This is a genomic window from Ruegeria sp. AN11 (assembly GCF_056536005.1).
Window position 1 is genome coordinate 1,007,094 of sequence record NZ_JBQFJD010000001.1, and the last position, 18,860, is coordinate 1,025,953.

The 18,860-nt window shown below is 57.6% G+C and carries 17 protein-coding genes; 9 read left to right on the top strand and 8 right to left on the bottom strand.

Annotated features, from left to right (window positions below):
- Positions 1 to 6: 6 nt before the first annotated feature.
- On the bottom strand, positions 7 to 897 hold the full coding sequence (locus ACR3EQ_RS04975) for a YicC/YloC family endoribonuclease (protein ID WP_170615023.1): 891 nt from the start codon (positions 895 to 897) through the stop codon (positions 7 to 9).
- A gap of 239 nt (positions 898 to 1,136) precedes the next feature.
- Here ACR3EQ_RS04975 and ACR3EQ_RS04980 point away from each other — a divergent pair, with 239 nt between their 5' ends.
- Positions 1,137 to 1,811 carry a PAS domain-containing protein gene (locus tag ACR3EQ_RS04980; protein WP_480489970.1) on the top strand — a complete coding sequence of 225 codons (675 nt, stop codon included), beginning with the start codon at positions 1,137 to 1,139 and terminating at the stop codon, positions 1,809 to 1,811.
- A 66-nt stretch (positions 1,812 to 1,877) separates the two neighbouring features.
- Here ACR3EQ_RS04980 and ACR3EQ_RS04985 read toward each other — a convergent pair whose 3' ends face one another.
- On the bottom strand, positions 1,878 to 3,248 hold the full coding sequence (locus tag ACR3EQ_RS04985; protein WP_480489972.1) for a class II 3-deoxy-7-phosphoheptulonate synthase: 1,371 nt from the start codon (positions 3,246 to 3,248) through the stop codon (positions 1,878 to 1,880).
- Positions 3,249 to 3,417: 169 nt separating this feature from the next.
- Here ACR3EQ_RS04985 and ACR3EQ_RS04990 point away from each other — a divergent pair, with 169 nt between their 5' ends.
- Positions 3,418 to 4,422: a GlxA family transcriptional regulator gene (locus tag ACR3EQ_RS04990; RefSeq protein ID WP_170615020.1), complete on the top strand. Its 1,005-nt coding sequence runs from the start codon at positions 3,418 to 3,420 to the stop codon at positions 4,420 to 4,422.
- Between the two features lie 20 nt (positions 4,423 to 4,442).
- Here the strand turns inward: ACR3EQ_RS04990 and ACR3EQ_RS04995 are convergent, their stop codons facing one another.
- On the bottom strand, positions 4,443 to 5,534 hold the full coding sequence (locus ACR3EQ_RS04995; RefSeq protein WP_170615019.1) for a PQQ-dependent sugar dehydrogenase: 1,092 nt from the start codon (positions 5,532 to 5,534) through the stop codon (positions 4,443 to 4,445).
- Positions 5,535 to 5,697: 163 nt separating this feature from the next.
- Between ACR3EQ_RS04995 and ACR3EQ_RS05000 the strand changes: the two genes are divergently transcribed.
- The 6 genes from ACR3EQ_RS05000 to ACR3EQ_RS05025 all read left to right on the top strand — a co-directional run bounded on the left by ACR3EQ_RS05000 (position 5,698) and on the right by ACR3EQ_RS05025 (position 11,668).
- Positions 5,698 to 6,879 (top strand): ABC transporter substrate-binding protein, encoded by a 1,182-nt coding sequence (locus ACR3EQ_RS05000; RefSeq protein ID WP_170615018.1) that lies wholly within the window; start codon positions 5,698 to 5,700, stop codon positions 6,877 to 6,879.
- A gap of 128 nt (positions 6,880 to 7,007) precedes the next feature.
- Positions 7,008 to 7,796, top strand: a complete 789-nt coding sequence (locus ACR3EQ_RS05005; protein ID WP_170615017.1) for an ABC transporter ATP-binding protein — start codon at positions 7,008 to 7,010, stop codon at positions 7,794 to 7,796.
- Entirely contained in the window at positions 7,793 to 8,635 is an 843-nt protein-coding gene (locus ACR3EQ_RS05010; RefSeq protein ID WP_480489975.1) for an ABC transporter ATP-binding protein, read from the top strand. The genes ACR3EQ_RS05005 and ACR3EQ_RS05010 overlap by 4 nt, the downstream gene beginning before the upstream one ends.
- Positions 8,636 to 8,908: 273 nt before the next feature.
- A complete protein-coding gene (locus ACR3EQ_RS05015) occupies positions 8,909 to 9,919 on the top strand; it encodes a branched-chain amino acid ABC transporter permease (RefSeq protein ID WP_170615015.1) in 1,011 nt (336 codons plus the stop codon).
- Positions 9,916 to 11,229: a branched-chain amino acid ABC transporter permease gene (locus ACR3EQ_RS05020; protein WP_170618984.1), complete on the top strand. Its 1,314-nt coding sequence runs from the start codon at positions 9,916 to 9,918 to the stop codon at positions 11,227 to 11,229. Before ACR3EQ_RS05015 ends, ACR3EQ_RS05020 begins: the two co-directional genes overlap by 4 nt.
- Positions 11,230 to 11,416: 187 nt before the next feature.
- On the top strand, positions 11,417 to 11,668 hold the full coding sequence (locus ACR3EQ_RS05025) for a hypothetical protein (RefSeq protein WP_170677152.1): 252 nt from the start codon (positions 11,417 to 11,419) through the stop codon (positions 11,666 to 11,668).
- Between the two features lie 15 nt (positions 11,669 to 11,683).
- On the opposite strand, the gene ACR3EQ_RS05030 is transcribed toward ACR3EQ_RS05025, so the two are convergent.
- Positions 11,684 to 13,231: a helicase HerA-like domain-containing protein gene (locus ACR3EQ_RS05030; protein WP_170615012.1), complete on the bottom strand. Its 1,548-nt coding sequence runs from the start codon at positions 13,229 to 13,231 to the stop codon at positions 11,684 to 11,686.
- Positions 13,232 to 13,683: 452 nt separating this feature from the next.
- Between ACR3EQ_RS05030 and ACR3EQ_RS05035 the strand changes: the two genes are divergently transcribed.
- Positions 13,684 to 14,286 carry an invasion associated locus B family protein gene (locus ACR3EQ_RS05035; RefSeq protein ID WP_170615011.1) on the top strand — a complete coding sequence of 201 codons (603 nt, stop codon included), beginning with the start codon at positions 13,684 to 13,686 and terminating at the stop codon, positions 14,284 to 14,286.
- A gap of 77 nt (positions 14,287 to 14,363) precedes the next feature.
- On the opposite strand, the gene ACR3EQ_RS05040 is transcribed toward ACR3EQ_RS05035, so the two are convergent.
- Genes ACR3EQ_RS05040 through ACR3EQ_RS05055 form a run of 4 tightly spaced genes read right to left on the bottom strand, consistent with a single transcriptional unit; the run spans position 14,364 to position 18,603 of the window.
- Positions 14,364 to 15,572 carry a beta-ketoacyl-[acyl-carrier-protein] synthase family protein gene (locus tag ACR3EQ_RS05040; protein ID WP_170615010.1) on the bottom strand — a complete coding sequence of 403 codons (1,209 nt, stop codon included), beginning with the start codon at positions 15,570 to 15,572 and terminating at the stop codon, positions 14,364 to 14,366.
- A 9-nt stretch (positions 15,573 to 15,581) separates the two neighbouring features.
- Entirely contained in the window at positions 15,582 to 15,839 is a 258-nt protein-coding gene (locus tag ACR3EQ_RS05045) for an acyl carrier protein (RefSeq protein ID WP_170615009.1), read from the bottom strand.
- A gap of 32 nt (positions 15,840 to 15,871) precedes the next feature.
- The gene (gene lpxD / locus ACR3EQ_RS05050) at positions 15,872 to 16,963 is read right to left on the bottom strand and encodes a UDP-3-O-(3-hydroxymyristoyl)glucosamine N-acyltransferase (RefSeq protein WP_480489978.1); all 1,092 of its coding nucleotides are present in this window, start codon (positions 16,961 to 16,963) and stop codon (positions 15,872 to 15,874) included.
- Positions 16,964 to 16,998: 35 nt separating this feature from the next.
- Positions 16,999 to 18,603, bottom strand: a complete 1,605-nt coding sequence (locus tag ACR3EQ_RS05055) for a L,D-transpeptidase scaffold domain-containing protein (RefSeq protein WP_170615007.1) — start codon at positions 18,601 to 18,603, stop codon at positions 16,999 to 17,001.
- Positions 18,604 to 18,860 lie beyond the last annotated feature (257 nt).

Consider the following 18,860-nt stretch of genomic DNA (forward strand, 5'->3'; position numbering starts at 1 on the left):
CCGATCCTATTCCACGTTTTGCACTTGTTCGCGCATCTGATCTATCACAGCCTTAAGTTCGAGACCTACGGCAGTAAGCTCCGCGCTTTGCGCCTTGGAACACAAGGTGTTGGCCTCGCGATTGAATTCCTGCATCAGGAAGTCCAGCTTGCGTCCTACCGCCCCGTCCTGCGCCAGCAAAGTGCGGGCGGCGGTCACGTGAGCACCCAGTCTGTCAATCTCTTCGGTGATGTCCGCCTTAACGGCGATCAGCGCAAGCTCTTGCGCGACGCGGTCCGGGTCCGCACCCTGAGCGTTGTCCAGAACGCGGGCCAGGTTCTCCTGCAACGCCTCGGCAGCCTTGCCTTTGCGCTTTTCGGCCAACTCAGCCGCCTGAGCTGTCAGCGCCGCGACCTGATCCAGTTGCCCGTCAAGTATACCGGCCAATGCTTTTCCCTCGGCTCGCCGCATGTCGATAAAGGCGCCCAGAAGTGCAGGAAATTCAGACTGAAGATGTGCGACCAAAGGCGCGGCATCGTCCGTATCATTGCCCGCTTCCATCATGCCTTTCAACGCAAGCAAATCTGCGGCACAGGATGGCGCAAGCGTCAAGCCCCGCGCTGCAGCCATGTTTTCTGTTCGAGCCAGTGCATCCAATGCCGATTCCATCGCGGTTTCATTCAGCACAAGATCTGGTGCCGTTTCTTCGCGGCTCAGCCGCAACGACAAAGTCACATTGCCGCGGCTAAGAGATTTGGACAGTTCTCCCCGCAAAGCGGCTTCCAATCCGGTCAGCCAATCCGGCAGGCGCAGGCGCATGTCCAGACCCTTGCCATTCACGCTGCGGAGCTCCCACGTCCAGCTATGCGGCCCGAAAGCCCCCTTACCCGAGGCAAATCCGGTCATGGATCTGATCATGCCTGCCCTTTCTGTCGATGCCATTTCCTGCGTGCTTGCCGCACCTAATGCCATAGACCGCCACAGGGCAAGACCTTGCTGTGATTGCGTGAACTCCCGAAAGTTAACCATTCGTTAAAGAATTCCTCCAAAATTGAGTCAACCCGTGCCAATCTTCCTTTCGTGGTTGTTGGAACGCCTATGGCCGTAATGCGTAGCATTTTATGAAAATGGCGTTTGATTGGTACGGGGTGACGAAAATGAAGTCTCTTTTCGGGAATGGTTCCGGGTCCAAAATTGGAAAGATCGTTGCAATGGACCGTTTTGACAGTGGGCGCAGTCTTACTCCGATCCGTCAGGCCGAAGCCTACTGGACGGCTCTTTTAACCGGTGACGGCGTTCCGATGCGGTCACAGATCGACCCGCGCGGACTTGAGAATATTCTGGAATACACCTTTGTTCTTGAACGTATCGCCCCCGGTTTGGCGCGGTTCCGCCTTGCAGGCAGCCATCAGACCAAACTGGCTGGCATGGAAGTCCGCGGCATGCCCCTTACCGCATTTTTCGAGGCCTCTGCGAGGCGGCAGATTACCGAAGTTCTGGAACGGGTTTTTTCGGAACCCGCGCTGGCAGAGATGGACCTGATCTCAAAAGGACGTTTGGGCAGCGCGCGTTTGCAGGCACGCATGATCCTTTTGCCACTGAGAAGCGATCTGGGCGATGTCAGCCGGATACTGGGCGTGATGGTCAGCGACGGCACCATTGGTGCCACCCCCAGACGTTTTGCGATCAAGGAAAGTCGGATCCGCGCTGTTTCCGAAATCCAAGCCCCCCAAATCGCACAGAAACAATTGGCCGAGGGGTTTGCCGAGAAACAAGAAGGGTTCAAACACCCCGCCTCTCATTTGCGGCTTGTCGTTTCGCGAAAGGATTGAACTAATCCGATCAAATGAAAACGGCGGGCACCATGGCCCGCCGTTCTGCTTTTCTGGGAAGCACTATCAGCTGGCTTCGCGCTTAACGCGTTCGCGGCGGAGGTTGGTCAGTTCCTCAGCGACCAGAAACGCCAGCTCCAGCGACTGGGACGCGTTCAGGCGTGGGTCGCAGGCGGTATGATAGCGATCCGACAGGTCTTCTTCGGTCACGGCCCGCACGCCACCGGTGCATTCGGTCACGTCCAAACCTGTCATCTCGAAATGAACGCCGCCGGGGATGGTGCCCTCGGCCTGATGCACACCGAAGAAGTCGCGCACTTCGCGCAGGACCGAGTCGAACGGGCGGGTCTTGTAGCCCGTGGCCGACTTGATCGTATTGCCGTGCATCGGATCGCAGACCCAGGTGACCTTGGCGCCCTCTTCCTTGACGGCCTTTATCAGGCGCGGCAGATGCTCGCCCGCGTTACCCGCACCAAAGCGTGCAATCAGGGTCAGACGGCCTTCTTCATTCTCCGGGTTCAGCTTCGACATCAGAACCTTGAGGTCTTCGGCCGTTGTGGTCGGGCCGCATTTCAACCCGATCGGATTCTGAACGCCACGGCAGAACTCGACATGCGCACCGTCAGGCTGACGGGTGCGGTCGCCGATCCAGATCATGTGCCCGGAGCCAGCCAGCCAGTTGCCGGACGTGGAATCAAGACGCGTCAGGGCCTCTTCATATTCCAGCAGCAGCCCTTCGTGACTGGTGTAGAACTCAACCGTCGAAAACTCATGCGTTGTATCCGCCGTGATCCCGGCTGCGCCCATGAAATCGATGGTGTCTTGAATACGATCCGCGATCTCGGAATATTTCTGGACATCCTGTTTGTCGGTGAAGCCCAGAGTCCAGGAATGGACACGGCTCATGTCCGCGAATCCGCCGGTCGAAAATGCGCGCAACAGGTTCAGCGTGGCCGCCGCCTGCGTGTAGGCCTGAAGCATCTTGTCCGGATTCGGAATCCGCGCCTCGGGCGTAAAGGCCAGTTCGTTGATGATGTCACCACGATAGCTGGGCAGTTCGACGCCATTCACCACCTCGGTCGGGGCGCTGCGCGGCTTGGCGAACTGGCCGGCCATGCGGCCGACTTTGACCACCGGCACCTTTGCACCATAGGTCAGCACCATCGCCATCTGCAGCATCACCTTGAAGGTGTCGCGGATCGCGTCCGCGCTGAATTGTTCAAAACTTTCAGCACAATCCCCGCCCTGCAGCAGGAAGGCTTCGCCGCGACCGGCGGCACCCAGATGTTGCTTGAGGCGCCGCGCCTCACCGGCAAAAACCAGCGGGGGATACTGTGAAAGCTGGGCCTCGACCTTGGCCAGGGCGGCCGCGTCGGTATAGTCTGGCATCTGAACCCGTGGCTTGTTGCGCCAGTCCGTTTTTTGCCATTCTGTCATAGCTTTGATCTCCGCTGAAGTAGTCAGGTCGCCTCTATACAAAATGTATTGAAGAGTGACCATATCCCATTTGCGCCCCTTGACGCCGCAAACAAGCTTTGGTCATGGTGACTGATAAAGCTGACGCCGGGAAAACGATCACCCGGCGCCGAATCAAGGACATCACGCCATGAAAGAGCAACGCCAAGTTGTCACGGTGCCAGACACTGCGTCCAATCCGCAAAACTTCGTTTTCGTTTTGCTGGACAAATTCTCACTTTTGTCCTTTGCGTCTGCGCTGGACAGCCTGCGGATCGCCAACCGCATGGCCGGTCGCCAGCTTTATACGTGGTCACTGGTGGGCGAAGGCGGTGACACCGTCAGTTGTTCCGCCGGAACAACCTTCAAACTGGACGCCGATCTGATCGAACTGCGCCGCGACGAGGTTGTCCTGATCTGCGGCGGTGTCGATGTTCAGACCGCAACAACGAAAAAAGTGCTGAACTGGTTGCGTCGCGAGGCGCGCCGAGGGCTCAAGGTCGGCGGGCTGTGTACAGCGGCTTACACGATGGCAAAGGCCGGTCTTCTGGACGGAAAACGGGCGACGATCCACTGGGAAAACTCCGACAGTTTCATCGAGGAGTTCGATGAAGTGGAACTGACCAAATCGGTGTTCCTGATCGACGGCAATCGCATGACGACTGCAGGTGGTACTTCGTCCATCGACCTGATGCTCAAGCTGATCGCAGATGAATTCGGTGAGGATCTGGCAAACGCCGTGGCCGACCAGATGATCTATTCATCGATCCGCACAGATCAGGATACACAGCGGCTGTCGACCCCGACACGGATCGGTGTGCGGCACCCCAAGCTGAGTCAGGTCATTCTGATGATGGAAAAGAACATCGAAGAGCCGATTTCGCCTTCGATTCTGGCGAAAGAAGTCGGCATGTCGACCCGCCAGCTGGAGCGTCTGTTCCGTCGCTACCTGAGCCGATCACCCAAGCGGTATTATATGGAACTGCGTCTTCACAAGGCCCGCAACCTGCTGATGCAGACGGATATGAGCGTCATCAACGTGGCACTCGCCTGCGGCTTTGCCAGCCCTTCGCATTTCTCGAAATGCTACCGGGCGCACTACAACACCACCCCTTATCGTGAGCGTGGAACGCAAAGCGGGCGGTTGTCGGTCTAAGGACCGCGGGGTTGGCGCGCTCAGCGTGACATCCTGTAGACCGCGCCCTGTCCTACGGAAATGAACCAGATTGCCCCATCGGGACCTTCGACGATGTCCCTCACACGCTCGGTCATCGGGCCTTTGATCTGCTCCACTTCGCGCAGCGGAGAACCTGCCAGACGCGCGATGTAGTCAAACTTGAGCGACCCGACAAAGATATCCCCCTTCCACTTGGGCACCATATTGCCGGAATAGACCAGCAATCCCGAAGGGGCGATGGAGGGGTCCCAGTAATGTTCGGGCTGCTTCATGCCCGGCTTTGACGTGCCTTCACCGATCTTCTGACCGGAATAGTGAACACCGTACGAGATAACCGGCCAACCGTAATTGGTGCCGGGTTGAACCAGATTGACCTCGTCACCACCCTTGGCCCCATGTTCCGATACCCACAAACGGCCCCGGGCGTCCAGCCCTGCGCCCTGCGGGTTTCGATGGCCGTAAGACCAGATTTCGGGCCGTATCGCGGCCTGACCAACGAAGGGATTGTCTGCGGGAACCGTGCCATCGCGGTTGATCCGAATGACCGTTCCAAGATGATTGGACCTGTCCTGGGCCGCAGGACGGTCCCCACGCTCGCCCAGCGTCACGAACAATCTGCCATTCGTTGCTTCGACCACGCGCGAGCCGAAATGGCGGCCACCTGATCCGCCTGGAATAGCCTCGAAAATGATGCGGACGTTGGTGAGCTTTTTTCCGTCTTCCGAAAGACGAGCCACCGCGACCGCTGTGCCTGCACCACCCTGTTGAGCTTTGGAGAAGGTAAGAAAGATCTCTCTGCTACGCGCGAAATCACGGGCGATTGTGACATCCAGCAAACCGCCCTGCCCCGATGCGACCACGGCAGGCACGCCCGAGACCTGTTGGCTTCTGTCCCCGTCGAAATACAAAAGATCGCCGTCTCGCTCCGTCACCAGAAATATGTCGTCGGAGATTATCCCGATCGCCCACGGCGTATCCAGCCCGGTGGCCATTTCCTCGACACTTACCGGGCCTTGCGAGGTTTGCAGTTCATCCGCCCATGCGGTCACAGCAATCCCCAGCAGCGAAAGAATCGCGCAAACCCTGATCATCATTACCCTCCTGCTTTGGCCAGACGCCCAAGTTTTGGTTAAACCCAACAAAACAAATAGAGTTAGGACAAGCAAAAGCACTTTTTCGTTAGGACTTCCCTTTTTCGCATTGCTTGCCTAGGGTCATGGCCGGACGTTAACGTTCCAATATGGGAGTAACCTTATGAAAAAGCTGCTAACAGCAACTGCAGCAACCGCTTTGCTGGCCGGTACCGCCATGGCCGAAGATGTCAAACTTGGCATCCTGTTTGGCTTCACCGGCCCGATTGAATCTCTGGCACCTGCGATGGGGTCCGGCGCAGAAATGGCGATGGCCGAAGTCACGGAATCCGGCAAACTTCTGGATGGCGCAACCGTCACCGGAACCCGGGCCGATACCGGCTGCATCGACAACGGTCTGGCCACCTCGAACGGCGAACGCATGATTGCCGATGGCGTTGCCGGCATCATCGGCGGCGACTGCTCGGGTGTGACCGGCGCGATCCTGCAGAACGTCGCAATCCCGAACGGCATGGTCATGATCTCGCCGTCGGCAACGTCGCCCGGTCTGTCGACCATGGAAGACAACGGCCTGTTCTTCCGCACCGCACCTTCGGATGCGCGCGAAGGTCAGGTGATGGCAGACATTCTGAAAGACCGCGGCATCAACTCGATCGCTCTGACTTACACCAACAACGACTACGGCAAGGGTCTGGCGGACGCGATCCAGACTTCGTTCGAAGCAGCTGGCGGTGAAATCACCATAGTTGCGGCGCACGAAGACGGTAAAGCCGACTATTCGGCCGAAGTTGGCGCTCTGGCGTCGGCAGGTGGCGATATTCTGGTGGTTGCCGGTTATCTGGACCAGGGCGGTCTGGGCATCATCCAGTCTGCACTGGACAGCGGTGCATTCGACACGTTCGGTCTGCCCGGCGGCATGATCGGTGACTCGCTGCCCGCAAATGTCGGACCCGACCTGAACGGCTCGTTCGGTCAGATCGCCGGTTCGGGTGGTGAAGGTGCCGAGAAGTACTTTGCCATGGCCGAGGCCGGTGGCTTCGACGGCTCGTCGCCCTACTCGCCTGAATCCTATGACGCCGCCGCGTTGTTCATGCTGGCCATGCAGGCCGCAGGGTCGACCAACCCGGCGGACTACGGCGCCAAGATCATGGACGTCGCCAACGCTCCGGGTGAAAAGATCTATCCGGGTGAACTGGCCAAGGGTCTGGAACTGCTGGCCGCAGGTCAGGACATCGACTATGTCGGCGCCTCGGGCGTGGAACTGATCGGCCCCGGCGAGAGCGCTGGTTCTTACCGCGAGATCGAAGTGACCGACGGCGAAAACAAGACAGTCAACTTCCGTTGACGCTTCAGTACAAGTTATAAATCGAGCAGCCCGGGCCTTGTGTCCGGGCTGTTTCAATGACAAAAGACCGCACCTCTTCTCTGGGGATGGGACAACAAGAACGCCGAACAGGGCGGCAAGGGGATAATATGATCGTCGTCGAAGACGTGCATAAGCATTTCGGCGGGTTTCATGCGGTGGATGGGGCATCGCTGGAAATCCAAAAGGGTTCAATCACCGGTCTGATCGGGCCGAACGGGGCCGGAAAAACCACTCTGTTCAACGTGATCGCCGGGGTACTGCCCCCCACAAGCGGAAAAGTGTTCATGGATGGCGAGGACATCACCGGCCTGCCTCCGCATGAGCTGTTTCACAAGGGCTTGCTGCGCACCTTCCAGATCGCGCACGAATTCTCATCGATGAGCTGCCGCGAGAACCTGATGATGGTTCCCGGTGCCCAATCAGGGGAATCGCTGTGGAACACGTGGTTCGGACGCAAGCGCATCGCAGATGAGGAACGCGCTTTGCGCGCGAAAGCCGACGAGGTTCTGGAGTTCCTGACCATCGAGCATCTGGCCGACCACAAGGCCGGTCAGGTTTCGGGCGGGCAGAAGAAGCTGCTGGAACTGGGCCGTACCATGATGGTCGACGCCAAGATCGTGTTTCTGGACGAGGTCGGCGCGGGCGTGAACCGCACCCTGCTGATGACCATCGCTGACACGATCCTGCGTCTGAACAAAGAGCGCGGCTATACGTTTGTCGTCATCGAGCACGACATGGATTTCATCGGCAAGATCTGCGACCCGGTCATCTGTATGGCCGAGGGCAAAGTGCTGGCCGAGGGTACTCTGGACGAGATCAAGGCCAATGAGCACGTGATCGAAGCATATCTGGGCACCGGTTTGAAAAACAAGGACAAGCTGGAGGCCCAATCATGACCGCTGGCACGAGCGACAATCCCTATCAGGATGACCACGGCAACAAGGACGCCTCGATCACCAACACCCGCGGTGCCGGCACCATGACGCCGGCACACAGCAAAAGCGGCGAAACCCACAGGGTCGAAGGTGGTCCCTTTCTGATCGGCGACACGATGACGGGTGGCTACGGCAAGGGTCCGGACATTCTGCATGACTGCACCATCGCCGTCGACAAGGGCGAAATCGCCGTGATCGTTGGCCCGAACGGCGCTGGCAAGTCGACCGCGATGAAGGCCGTTTTCGGAATGCTGGACGTCCGGTCCGGTTCGGTGCGACTGGACGGCGAGGACATTACCAACCTCACCCCGCAGGACCGTGTGATCCGGGGGATGGGGTTTGTGCCGCAGACCTCGAACATCTTCACTTCGATGACGGTGGAAGAAAATCTGGAGATGGGCGCCTTCATCCGGCGCGATGATATCAGCCAGACGATGGAGCAGGTCTATGACCTGTTCCCCATCCTGCGCGACAAACGCAACCAAGCCGCCGGAGAGCTGTCGGGTGGACAGCGCCAACAGGTTGCCGTGGGCCGTGCGCTGATGACTCAGCCGAAAGCCCTGATGCTGGACGAACCCACCGCCGGGGTCTCGCCCATCGTGATGGATGAGTTGTTTGACCGGATCATCGAGGTCTCGCGCACCGGCCTGCCGATCCTGATGGTGGAACAGAATGCCCGTCAGGCGCTGGAGATCGCGGACAAGGGATATGTGCTGGTTCAGGGGCGGAATGCCTATACTGGCACGGGCAGGGAACTGCTGGCAGATCCCGAAGTCCGTAAGAGTTTCTTGGGGGGGTGAGCAATGAGTTTTTCATCCATAGGACGGATATTCGCTTTATTGACCTGCACTCTTGCGCTCATATCAATTTTTCTGGGCGTCAAGTTGTTGTTATCAATTGACGCTCAGTTCTCCGAGGTCCACGGCCTGCCTACCGGCCCCAAAATCCCACTCCTGAACCAAGGCTTCTTGCTGCTCCTAGCCGGACTAGCGCTAGGCGTCCTCTGTGACATCAGTGACAGAGTCAGAGCCAATATGAACTTGTCTAAACAACCCTCGAGCGGAGAATAGCACTTGGACTTTCTCAACGCCTTTGTGGCGCTCTCCAACTTCGTCCTTGTTCCCGCGATCGCCTATGGCAGCCAGTTGGCGCTGGGCGCTCTGGGTGTGACGCTGATCTACGGTATCCTGCGGTTCTCGAACTTTGCCCATGGCGATACGATGGCCTTTGGCGCGATGATCGCCGTGCTGGTCACATGGGGCCTGCAGGCCGCCGGGGTCAGTTTCGGGCCGCTGCCGACCGCCTTGTTGGCCCTGCCCTTTGCCATTCTGGGCTGTATCGTTCTGGTACTGATCACGGACAGGCTGGTCTATCGGTTCTATAGGGAACAAAAGGCCAAGCCGGTCATTCTGGTGATCGTATCGATGGGCGTGATGTTCATCATGAACGGGCTTGTGCGGTTCATCATCGGGCCGGATGACCAAAGGTTCTCTGACGGCGCGCGGTTCATTGTTTCGGCGCGGGATTTCAAGGCGATGACCGGCCTGCAAGAAGGGCTGGCGATCAAGACCTCTCAGGGCATTACCGTGATCGTGGCGGTTGTTGCCGTGGCGCTGCTGTTCTGGTTCCTGAACAAGACCCGCACCGGTAAATCGATGCGGGCCTATTCGGACAACGAGGATCTGGCTTTGCTGTCAGGCATCAACCCCGAACGTGTTGTGATGATCACCTGGATCATCGTGGCTGCGCTAGCGACAACGGCCGGTGTGCTTTACGGCCTCGATAAAAGCTTCAAGCCCTTTGTCTATTTCCAGCTTCTGCTGCCGATCTTTGCCTCGGCGATCGTAGGCGGGCTTGGCAACCCTCTGGGTGCCATCGCGGGCGGGTTCATCATCGCGTTTTCCGAAGTGACGATCACCTACGCGTGGAAAAAGGTACTGACCTATCTGGCGCCGGAAAGTCTGGAGCCGTCAGGCTTGGTCCAGTTCCTGTCCACCGATTACAAATTCGCCGTCAGCTTTGCGATCCTGCTGATTGTGCTGCTGTTTAAGCCCACGGGTCTGTTTAAGGGGAAAGTGATATGAGCGAGCCCGTCAAAAACACACTGTTATTTGTTGTCGTTGGCGCTCTGATCCTGCTGACCGGGTTCACGCAAAGCTGGAACGCGGCGATCCTGATCCTGAACATGGGCCTGATCTCGGCCATCATGTCCATCGGGGTGAACCTGCAATGGGGCTTTGCGGGCCTCTTCAATGTCGGCGTCATGGGCTTTGTCGCGCTGGGCGGTCTGGCTGTTGTGCTGGTTTCGACCGCGCCAACGCCGGGCGCCTGGTCCGGTGGTGGCTTTGGTGTGATCCTCGCGCTGTTGCTGGGGGCCGCAACCGTCGTTGCGGCCGTGATGGTTGCACAGAAGATGCCCAAGGGACGTACACAGACCCTCGCCATCATTGGTATTCTGGTCGTTGGTTTCTTTATCTACCGCGCCATCTTCGATCCCAACGTTGCCGCAATCGAGGCGATTGACCCTGCCGTTGCAGGCAATATCGGCGGTCTGAACTTGCCCGTTCTGCTGGCCTGGCCTGCTGGCGGTCTGCTGGCCGCCGGAGCGGCCTGGCTGATTGGCAAAACCGCGCTGGGTTTGCGCTCGGACTATCTGGCAATTGCGACGCTCGGTATCGCCGAGATCATTATCGCGATCATGAAGAACGAGGACTGGCTGGCGCGTGGGGTCAAGAACGTCTACGGCATTCCCCGCCCTTCCCCTGTGGTCGGGTATGAGGTCGACCTGCAGAATGACCCCGGCTTCGTTGCCCGTGCCGAATGGTTCGGACTGGACCCTGTGACGGCTTCAACACTGTCCGTGAAACTTGGCTATTCCTTGCTGTTCCTAATTGTCCTTTTGGTTCTGCTGTGGATGGCGCAGATGGCATTGAAAAGCCCGTGGGGTCGCATGATGCGCGCCATTCGCGACAACGAGGTCGCCGCCGAGGCGATGGGCAAAGACGTCACCCGCCGCCACCTGCAGATCTTCGTTCTGGGATCGGCCATTTGTGGCATAGCGGGCGCGATGATGACCACGCTGGACGGGCAACTGACGCCAGGCACCTACAACCCGCTGCGGTTCACCTTCCTTGTCTGGGTCATGGTGATCGTGGGCGGATCGGGCAACAACTTTGGCGCCGTCCTTGGTGCGTTCCTGATCTGGTTCCTTTGGGTTCAGGTAGAGCCCATCGGTCTGTGGCTGATGAATCTGATCACTGCGGGTATGCCTGACGGAAGTGCACTCAAAGCGCACCTGATCGACAGCGCCGCGCATATGCGGTTGTTTACCATGGGATTGATTCTATTGATTGTTCTTAGATTCAGCCCGCGTGGTTTGATCCCCGAAAAATAATTTCAAACTTCTTACAATTGAGTTAACCGCGCCGGCTGGCCGGCGCGGTTTGTTGCATCGATAGGAAAAACTGACTAGACGGGTATATCAGCCAGATGGTTTCTGGCTGTTGTTCGGCACTCACTCACACCTAAACCGCCGATCTGTAACGATTCTGTATGTTAACCTAGAAAAGTTGTGTTCCACCATGAAAGCACCAACCACCAAAGCAGCCCTGGTTCTGCCTGTTCTCGCGGCTATGACAGCCTGCGTTCCGTCCCCAGAAAGCCTTGAAACAACACCTGTCCAGGTCCAAACACCAAAAGGGGTTGTGACCTGCCAGCTCTATACTCTGAACCGGGTCATTTGGGATCGGGCCATCGATTATCCGGCAACCAAGATGTCAGTCGCCGAGGCGGACGCATACTGCCGACAGGAAGGTCAGCGCCGCCTCAATTAGGAACGGCGCATTCACTCAGCGATTGCGAAACAACCCGCCAAGTATGCCACGCACGATGCGACGGCCTGTCGTCCCTTTCAGTTCCTTGATCACCGCCTGACTCATGGCTGATGCAAACGTATCCTGTTTCCGCGAAACGCGGGAAGAGGATCGGCTGACGCGCTGCCCTGAATACCTGCGGGCCGCGGCAAACTCGCGCTCGGCAGGTGTCTGTGTTTCAAACAGCTCTTCTGCCTCGGCAGCTTCGGCTTCCTTTGCTGCTGCGTCGGCCCGGGCCTGAAGTATTTCAAACGCCGACTTTCGATCGACGGGCTGATCGTATTTTGCCCGCATCCTCGACGCATCAAGGATCGCCTGCCGTTCGCTTTGCGTGATCGGGCCAAGCTGGGACCCCGGTGGCCGGATCAATGTGCGCTCGACGATCCCGGGTATGCCCTTCTTCTGCAGCATTGACGTTACCGCCTCACCCACACCGACCTCTCGGATGGCTTCCTCGGTATCGAACTCGGGATTCTCACGATAGGTTTCCGCAGCCAACCGCAGGTTCTTGCGATCCCGCGCCGTGAAAGCCCGCAAAGCATGCTGAATGCGGTTGCCCAACTGGCCCAGAATATCCTCGGGTATGTCGGCCGGGTTTTGGGATATGAAATACACACCGACCCCCTTTGACCGGATCAGGCGCGCGACCTGTTCAACTTTGTCCACCAGAACCTTCGGGGCATCATCGAACAGCAGATGGGCTTCGTCGAAAAAGAAAACCAGTTTGGGTTTCTCGGGGTCGCCCACTTCGGGCAGTTCTTCGAACAGCTCGCTCAGCAGCCACAGCAGGAACGTTGCGTATAGTCGAGGCGCGCCCATCAACTTGTCCGAGGCCAGAATATTCACCATCCCCTGCCCGTTCTGATCGGTTCGCATCAGATCCGCCAGATCCAGCGCTGGCTCTCCGAACAGTTTGATTCCGCCCTGGTTTTCAAGAACCAGCAAACGGCGCTGAATCGCCCCGATCGACGCTGTCGATACATTGCCGTATCGCAGGGACAGCTGCGCGCGGTTTTCACCGATCCAGACCAGCAGAGCCTGCAGGTCCTTGAGGTCCAGCAGCGGCATACCTTCTTCGTCGGCCACACGAAATGCGATGTTCAGGATTCCTTCCTGTGCCTCGCTCAGTTCCATCAGACGCGACAACAGCAAGGGACCCATCTCGGTGACGGTGGTTCGGACCGGATGTCCCTGCTCGCCAAACAGGTCCCAGAACGTCACCGGACAGGCAGCGTAGGCGAAATCAGTCAGCCCGATGCGTTGCGCGCGATCCTGAAACGCCTGATGCAATTTGTGATCCGGGCTTCCTGACAAGGCCAGACCAGACAGGTCACCTTTGATATCTGACAGAAACACAGGCACGCCCGCCTTAGAGAAACCTTCGGCCAGAATTTGTAGCGTAACGGTCTTGCCTGTCCCGGTGGCCCCGGCGATCAAACCGTGTCGGTTGGCATATTTCAGCGTCAGACCCTGCGGTTCAGCGTAATCCTTGCCACCGCCACCCAGGAAAATACTGTTGTTCATGAATTATTCGCCTTGCTTATCACCGATCCCACGACAGCATACAAAGTTAACCTTTGACTGCGATAGTTTATTTGCCGCCTCATGGGCGAAGGCTCCGGGGTGGCAGACTTCCTCCCTGTCGACTGGCCGTGCCTTCGGGCACGGCATTTTTGTTTTCGGCCCGCACTAAAATGAACTGGTCAGTATATTAAAAATTCAGGTTAGCAGTTGACCCGTGCGCCCCCCTTTCGTAACGTCTGCGCATAAATAAGTCGGCCAGTCCGACGGGGAGAAAATTCTAGGAAGGGAGCCGCTCCACCGGCTCCCTTTTTCATTGGCCCGGACGTTGTAAATACCAGTGCAAATGGGCAAGAATCCGTTCACATCCGTCCAATAATGCAGCTTAGTGACTGACACCCTGTTTTAACGGTGATAGACCGGGCAAAAAGCTCAATCACGCAACCGAGGCACTCATGATCAAGAACATCCTGTCTTTCAGCCTTGTTTCCGCGGCACTCTGGTGCAGCACCGCAGCAGCGCAGGAAACATCTCAGGACGACCAAACTCCGGCAGAGACACCGCAGACGGAAGCGGCTTCCGATCTCGACCTGGGCGAAACCGGTCCGCGCGTAGGTGAACAATACGTCAAAGAGCAAAGCGGCGACTGGGAAATCAGATGCCTCAAAACAGAAGCAGGTAAGGACCCCTGCTTGCTGCGGCAGACGCTGTCCGGGCAAGAAGGCCAGCCAATTGCGGAGATATCGGTCAACAAATTGCCCGAAGGTGTCGCAGCAGTTGCAGGCGCAACAGTCATTGTACCGCTCGAAATCATGTTGCAAGCGCAACTGGCTTTGTCGATCGATGGCGCTCCGGGGAAACGTTATGACTACCACCATTGCAACCCCATCGGCTGCGTGGCCCAGCTTGGGTTCACTCAAGGCGATGTCGATGCCATGAAAGCCGGCAGCACGGCCAAAATGTCTGTCGTCTCGGTTCTGGCACCCAACCAACTTCTTGAGATTGAGATTTCTCTGGCAGGGTTCACTGCAGGATTCGACAAGTTGGAAATCAACTGAACATCATCCGGACCAACAATCAAAGACGCCGTCGAATAATCTTCGGCGGCGTTTTTGGTTTGTAAGCTATTTTGGCTTCAGATCCGCTTCAATGCCAGGACTGCATTCAATCCGCCAAAGGCAAACGCGTTGCTGAGTGCAACGTCAACTTTTGCTTCGCGCGCAATATTTGGGACCACATCCAGCGCACATTCCGGATCAGGCTCCTCATAGCCGATTGTCGGGGCAACTATCCCGTCCCGCAAAGCCATGATGCAGGCCAGCAGTTCCACCGCTCCGGTCCCGCCGATCAGATGTCCATGCATGGACTTTGTGGACGAGATCATAAGATCATCCGCATGCGGTCCAAAAACGTCCGCGACCGCTGCACATTCAGTTTTGTCGTTGGCGGCGGTGCCGGTCCCATGGGCGTTAATGTAGCCCACTTCGCTCGCGTTCAGCTTTGCATCAGCCAGGGCCCCGGCCATCGCACGGGATGCCCCCTGTTTGCTGGGCATGACAATATCGGATGCATCAGACGACATTGCAAAACCCACAACCTCGCACAGGATGTCAGCGCCGCGCGCACGCGCATGTTCATATTCTTCAAACACGAACACCCCGGCGCCCTCGCCCTGGACCATACCGTTTCGATTGGCACTGAACGGTCGACATGCGTCCTTGGACATAACGCGCAGGCCTTCCCAGGCCTTTACGCCCCCGAAACACAACATGGATTCCGAACCGCCAGTGATCATCGTGGGCGCAGCCCCGCTGCGAACCATTTGGAAAGCCTGTGCCATAGCATGATTTGACGAGGCGCACGCCGTCGAAACGGTAAAGCTCGGGCCTTTGAGGTTATGCTCCATTGACACATGGCTGGCGGCTGCGTTGTTCATCAACTTGGGAACAACAAAAGGATGTACGCGGTTCTTGCCGTCTTCGTAGACCGACCGGTAATTGTCGTCCCATGTGGAAACACCGCCACCGGCCGTTCCCAGAACGACACCGGAACGCGCCGCAAGATCGCCATGAAATTCGATCCCGGACTGATCGATGGCCTCTTTGGCAGCCGTCAATGTGAATTGGGTAAACCGATCATAGAGCGACATTTGCTGGCGATTGAACCGGCCTTCGGCCTCGAACCCCCTGACCTGCCCGCCGATCTTGATAGCCAAACGATCGACATCGCGAAACTCAAGTTCAGAGATGCCGCAGCGGCCTTCGCGCATGGCCTCCAGCGTATCGGGAACGGAATGGCCCAGCGAGTTGATCGTGCCCGCCCCGGTAATGACAACGCGTTTCATGAGGCTCAGTCAGACCTTTTCCGACACAAGCTTTTCGATACCTGCAATGATGGCTGCAACATTTGAGATGTCGAAATCGCTGGCCGTCGGTTCGTTGGCATTGAACGGCACCGAGATGTCGAACTCCTCCTCGATGGCAAAGATGCTTTCAACCAGGCCCAGACTGTCGATACCCAGGTCCTCGAGCGTACTTTCGGGCGTCACATCCGAAGGCTCCAGCACGGCTTGCTCAGCAATGATGGAGATGACGCGGTCGGTGATGCTCATATCGGTCCTCTGATTATCACGGTGGTTGTGATTTAATCGCTCGAAGACTGTTTGAAAACAGCCTTTTTCAGCGCCTCTACGTCACGCGCCATGCGCGGCAAGCGGCGTTGGGCCTTGTAGATATCGGTATGAGATTCCATTTTTATGCCCGGATAGCCCATAATTACGCGCCCTGCCGGAACATTGGACAGGATCTTGGTGCCCCCGCCGGCAATCACGCCATCCCCGATGAAAATGTTGTCCACGACGCCGGTCTGGCCGCCCAGCACAACATGATTTCCGATCTCAACGGACCCCGAAACACCGGTCTGCCCGCACAACAGGCAGTCCTGCCCAACGCGCGTGTTGTGTCCCACGTGGACCAGGTTATCCAGCTTGGAACCTGAGCCGATGACGGTGTTGCGTATGGTGCCGTTGTCAACGGTGCAGTTCGCGCCGACCTCAACATCATCGCCGATTTCCACCGCGCCCAGCGAATGGATTCTCAGCCAGTTCTGGGCCTTGGCATCCCCCGCATCTCCCATCGTTTTGCGAACGTTTTCCACGCCAGACACTTCCGGAGTGACAAAGCTGAACCCGTCGCTGCCAATGCGCGCACCCGGTTGCGCGACGAAGCGGTCACCGATCTTTGCACGTGCACCGATGCTGACCATTTCTCGCAGAACCGCAGATTCTCCCAGAACGGCGTCCATGCCGACAACGCAATGCGCGCCGATAACCGAACCGGCCCCAATGCGAGCCCGCGCACCAATGACCGTAAGTGGGCCAATCGAAACGTTTTCGGCAATCGTTGCGGTCGAGTCGACTACGGCCGAAGGGTGAATACCCGGAGCGACCCCCTGGCCTCGGTCCAGCATCGCCGTAATTCCTGCCATCGCCATCCGCGGGCGTGGCACAAAGATAGCGGCCTGCAAGCCCATCCCCTGCCAGTCCGCGCCTTCCCACACAACCGCAGCCTTTGCCGACCCACCGGACAATGCGTCGGCGTATTTGGGCGACATGGCCATGGCCAGATCATCTGCGCCTGCATCGCCCGGTTCGGCGGCACGATAGACGATCAGGCTGGTATCGCCCAGGCATTCGGCGTCCAGCGCTTCGGCGATTTGCTTGATTGTGAATTGCATAGAGGGCTTCCTTGTATCAGGACTTGCCCCAGTGATTACCCCTGAACGTCCGGCAGGACCACCCCTGCCTTTTGCAGAGCCTCCCAGATCTTGCGATCGCGGTCGTAGACATCCCGGCGGTACTGAACTTCACCCTTTGGACCGACATACGCCGTCCGATAGATGATGTGAACAGGAACCGACTGCGCGAGGTTTACCTTTGTTTCCTTGCCGGTATTCAGAACCCTGTGAAAAAAGGCCTTGGGGTCTTCTTCCTGCCGGGCCAGCAAGGCATAGGCAAACTCGAAGGGCTGCGCCAGGCGGATACAACCGTGCGAGAAAGCGCGAACTTCGCGGGCAAACAGGTTTTTGTGCGGCGTATCATGCAGATAGATGTTGTGCTTGTTTGGGAACATGAACTTCACCAGGCCCAACGCATTGTTTTTGCTGGGTGGTTGCCGCATCGCGAACGGAAAATCCCGTGCAGTGAATTGCGTAAAGTCCATGGCACCACGATTGACCTGCCGACCACTTCGGTCCGTGATCTGAATGTGGCCGACCGCATTAGGGTTGGACTGAAGTTTTGGTAAATATTCCTTGGTGATGATCGAGCGTGGTACGTACCAGCTCGGGTTGATCACCATGTGTTCCATCATGTCCGAGAATTCGGGACTGCGCCGATCATGGGTGTTCTTGCCGATGACGGCCCGCGTCTCAAATGATACCTGACCTTCATCCACGATCTTTGCCGAGAAGTCAGCCTGGTTCACCAAGATATGACGCGCGCCTCGTGAGTGCGGCAACCAGCGCTCCCGCTCAAGCGCGACGTAGACAGCTTTGAGCCTGTCGCTGGCCGGACGGTTGATTTCGGTCAGGGTTCCATTTCCGGCAACGCCATCCGCTTCGAGCCCATGGGCAGTCTGAAACGCCCGCACGGCCCCCAGCATTGCGGCATCAAATTCCGGGCTGGCGGTTGGTCTCAGGTAACCCATAGCCACCAATCGGTCACGCAGCCGAATGACATTGGGTCCGGTATCACCGTATTCGAGTTTTGCAACCGGTACAGTCGGCCCCCAACCGCCCTGCTCAACCAGGTTTTCAAGAACCTTTTTCTGTTTCAGCAAAGACCGGTATTGCAGGGACTCTGGCACCAGCTGTTCTATGTACGTCGCCCCTGTGGCTGATGCGACACCTTGCAAATGTTCCTGCGGCGACCTGCGATCGACTTCGCGCACCAAACCATCGTCAATCTGTGAAGGGCTCAACACGCCCGAGTACATATCCGTAGCATAACGCAGGAAAACCCGGCTTAAATCCGCTTCGACAGCACCCAAGTCCCTCTGGGAACGGGCAGCGCGCATCTGGTCCAGAAGAGCCTGGACATCATAACGCGCATCCGGCAACCCGTGGAACGCGGCATTGGACAGGGCCTTAATCAAAGCGGCCCGGCGTTCAGCATGTTGTTCGGTCTGCCCGGCCCAGATCGGCGAAAACCCGTTTGTTTTGTAATATTCAGCCAGCGAAGACCCCGAATCCAACGACTCGGCAACCGCCATGCGGAAGGCGGTCGGTGGGTTTGTCCTGGAATCGGCAAAGGCCGCTGTTGCTGCGAAACAGGCGGTCGCGAGGATACTGGTACAGGTCCGGAAAACAGAAAACATGAGATGGCCTTGGTTATTCAATGCTTTGCGCCGATACATTCAGCGCCGAGCCAGTATGATTGGCGGACCGCCCGATTGTCTATTCACAAATTCATCAAATCTGCGCTTCTAACATCTGCTGATGCGTGATTGCATCGCCTTGGAAAGTGATTTCCCTAACCTTCTGTAATTTATGCATCACTGCATCAGTTGCGCAAAAACCTGCCGATATTTCCCCCTTGAATTGGTGTATCCGAAAGATTTCTTGGCGGACGAAT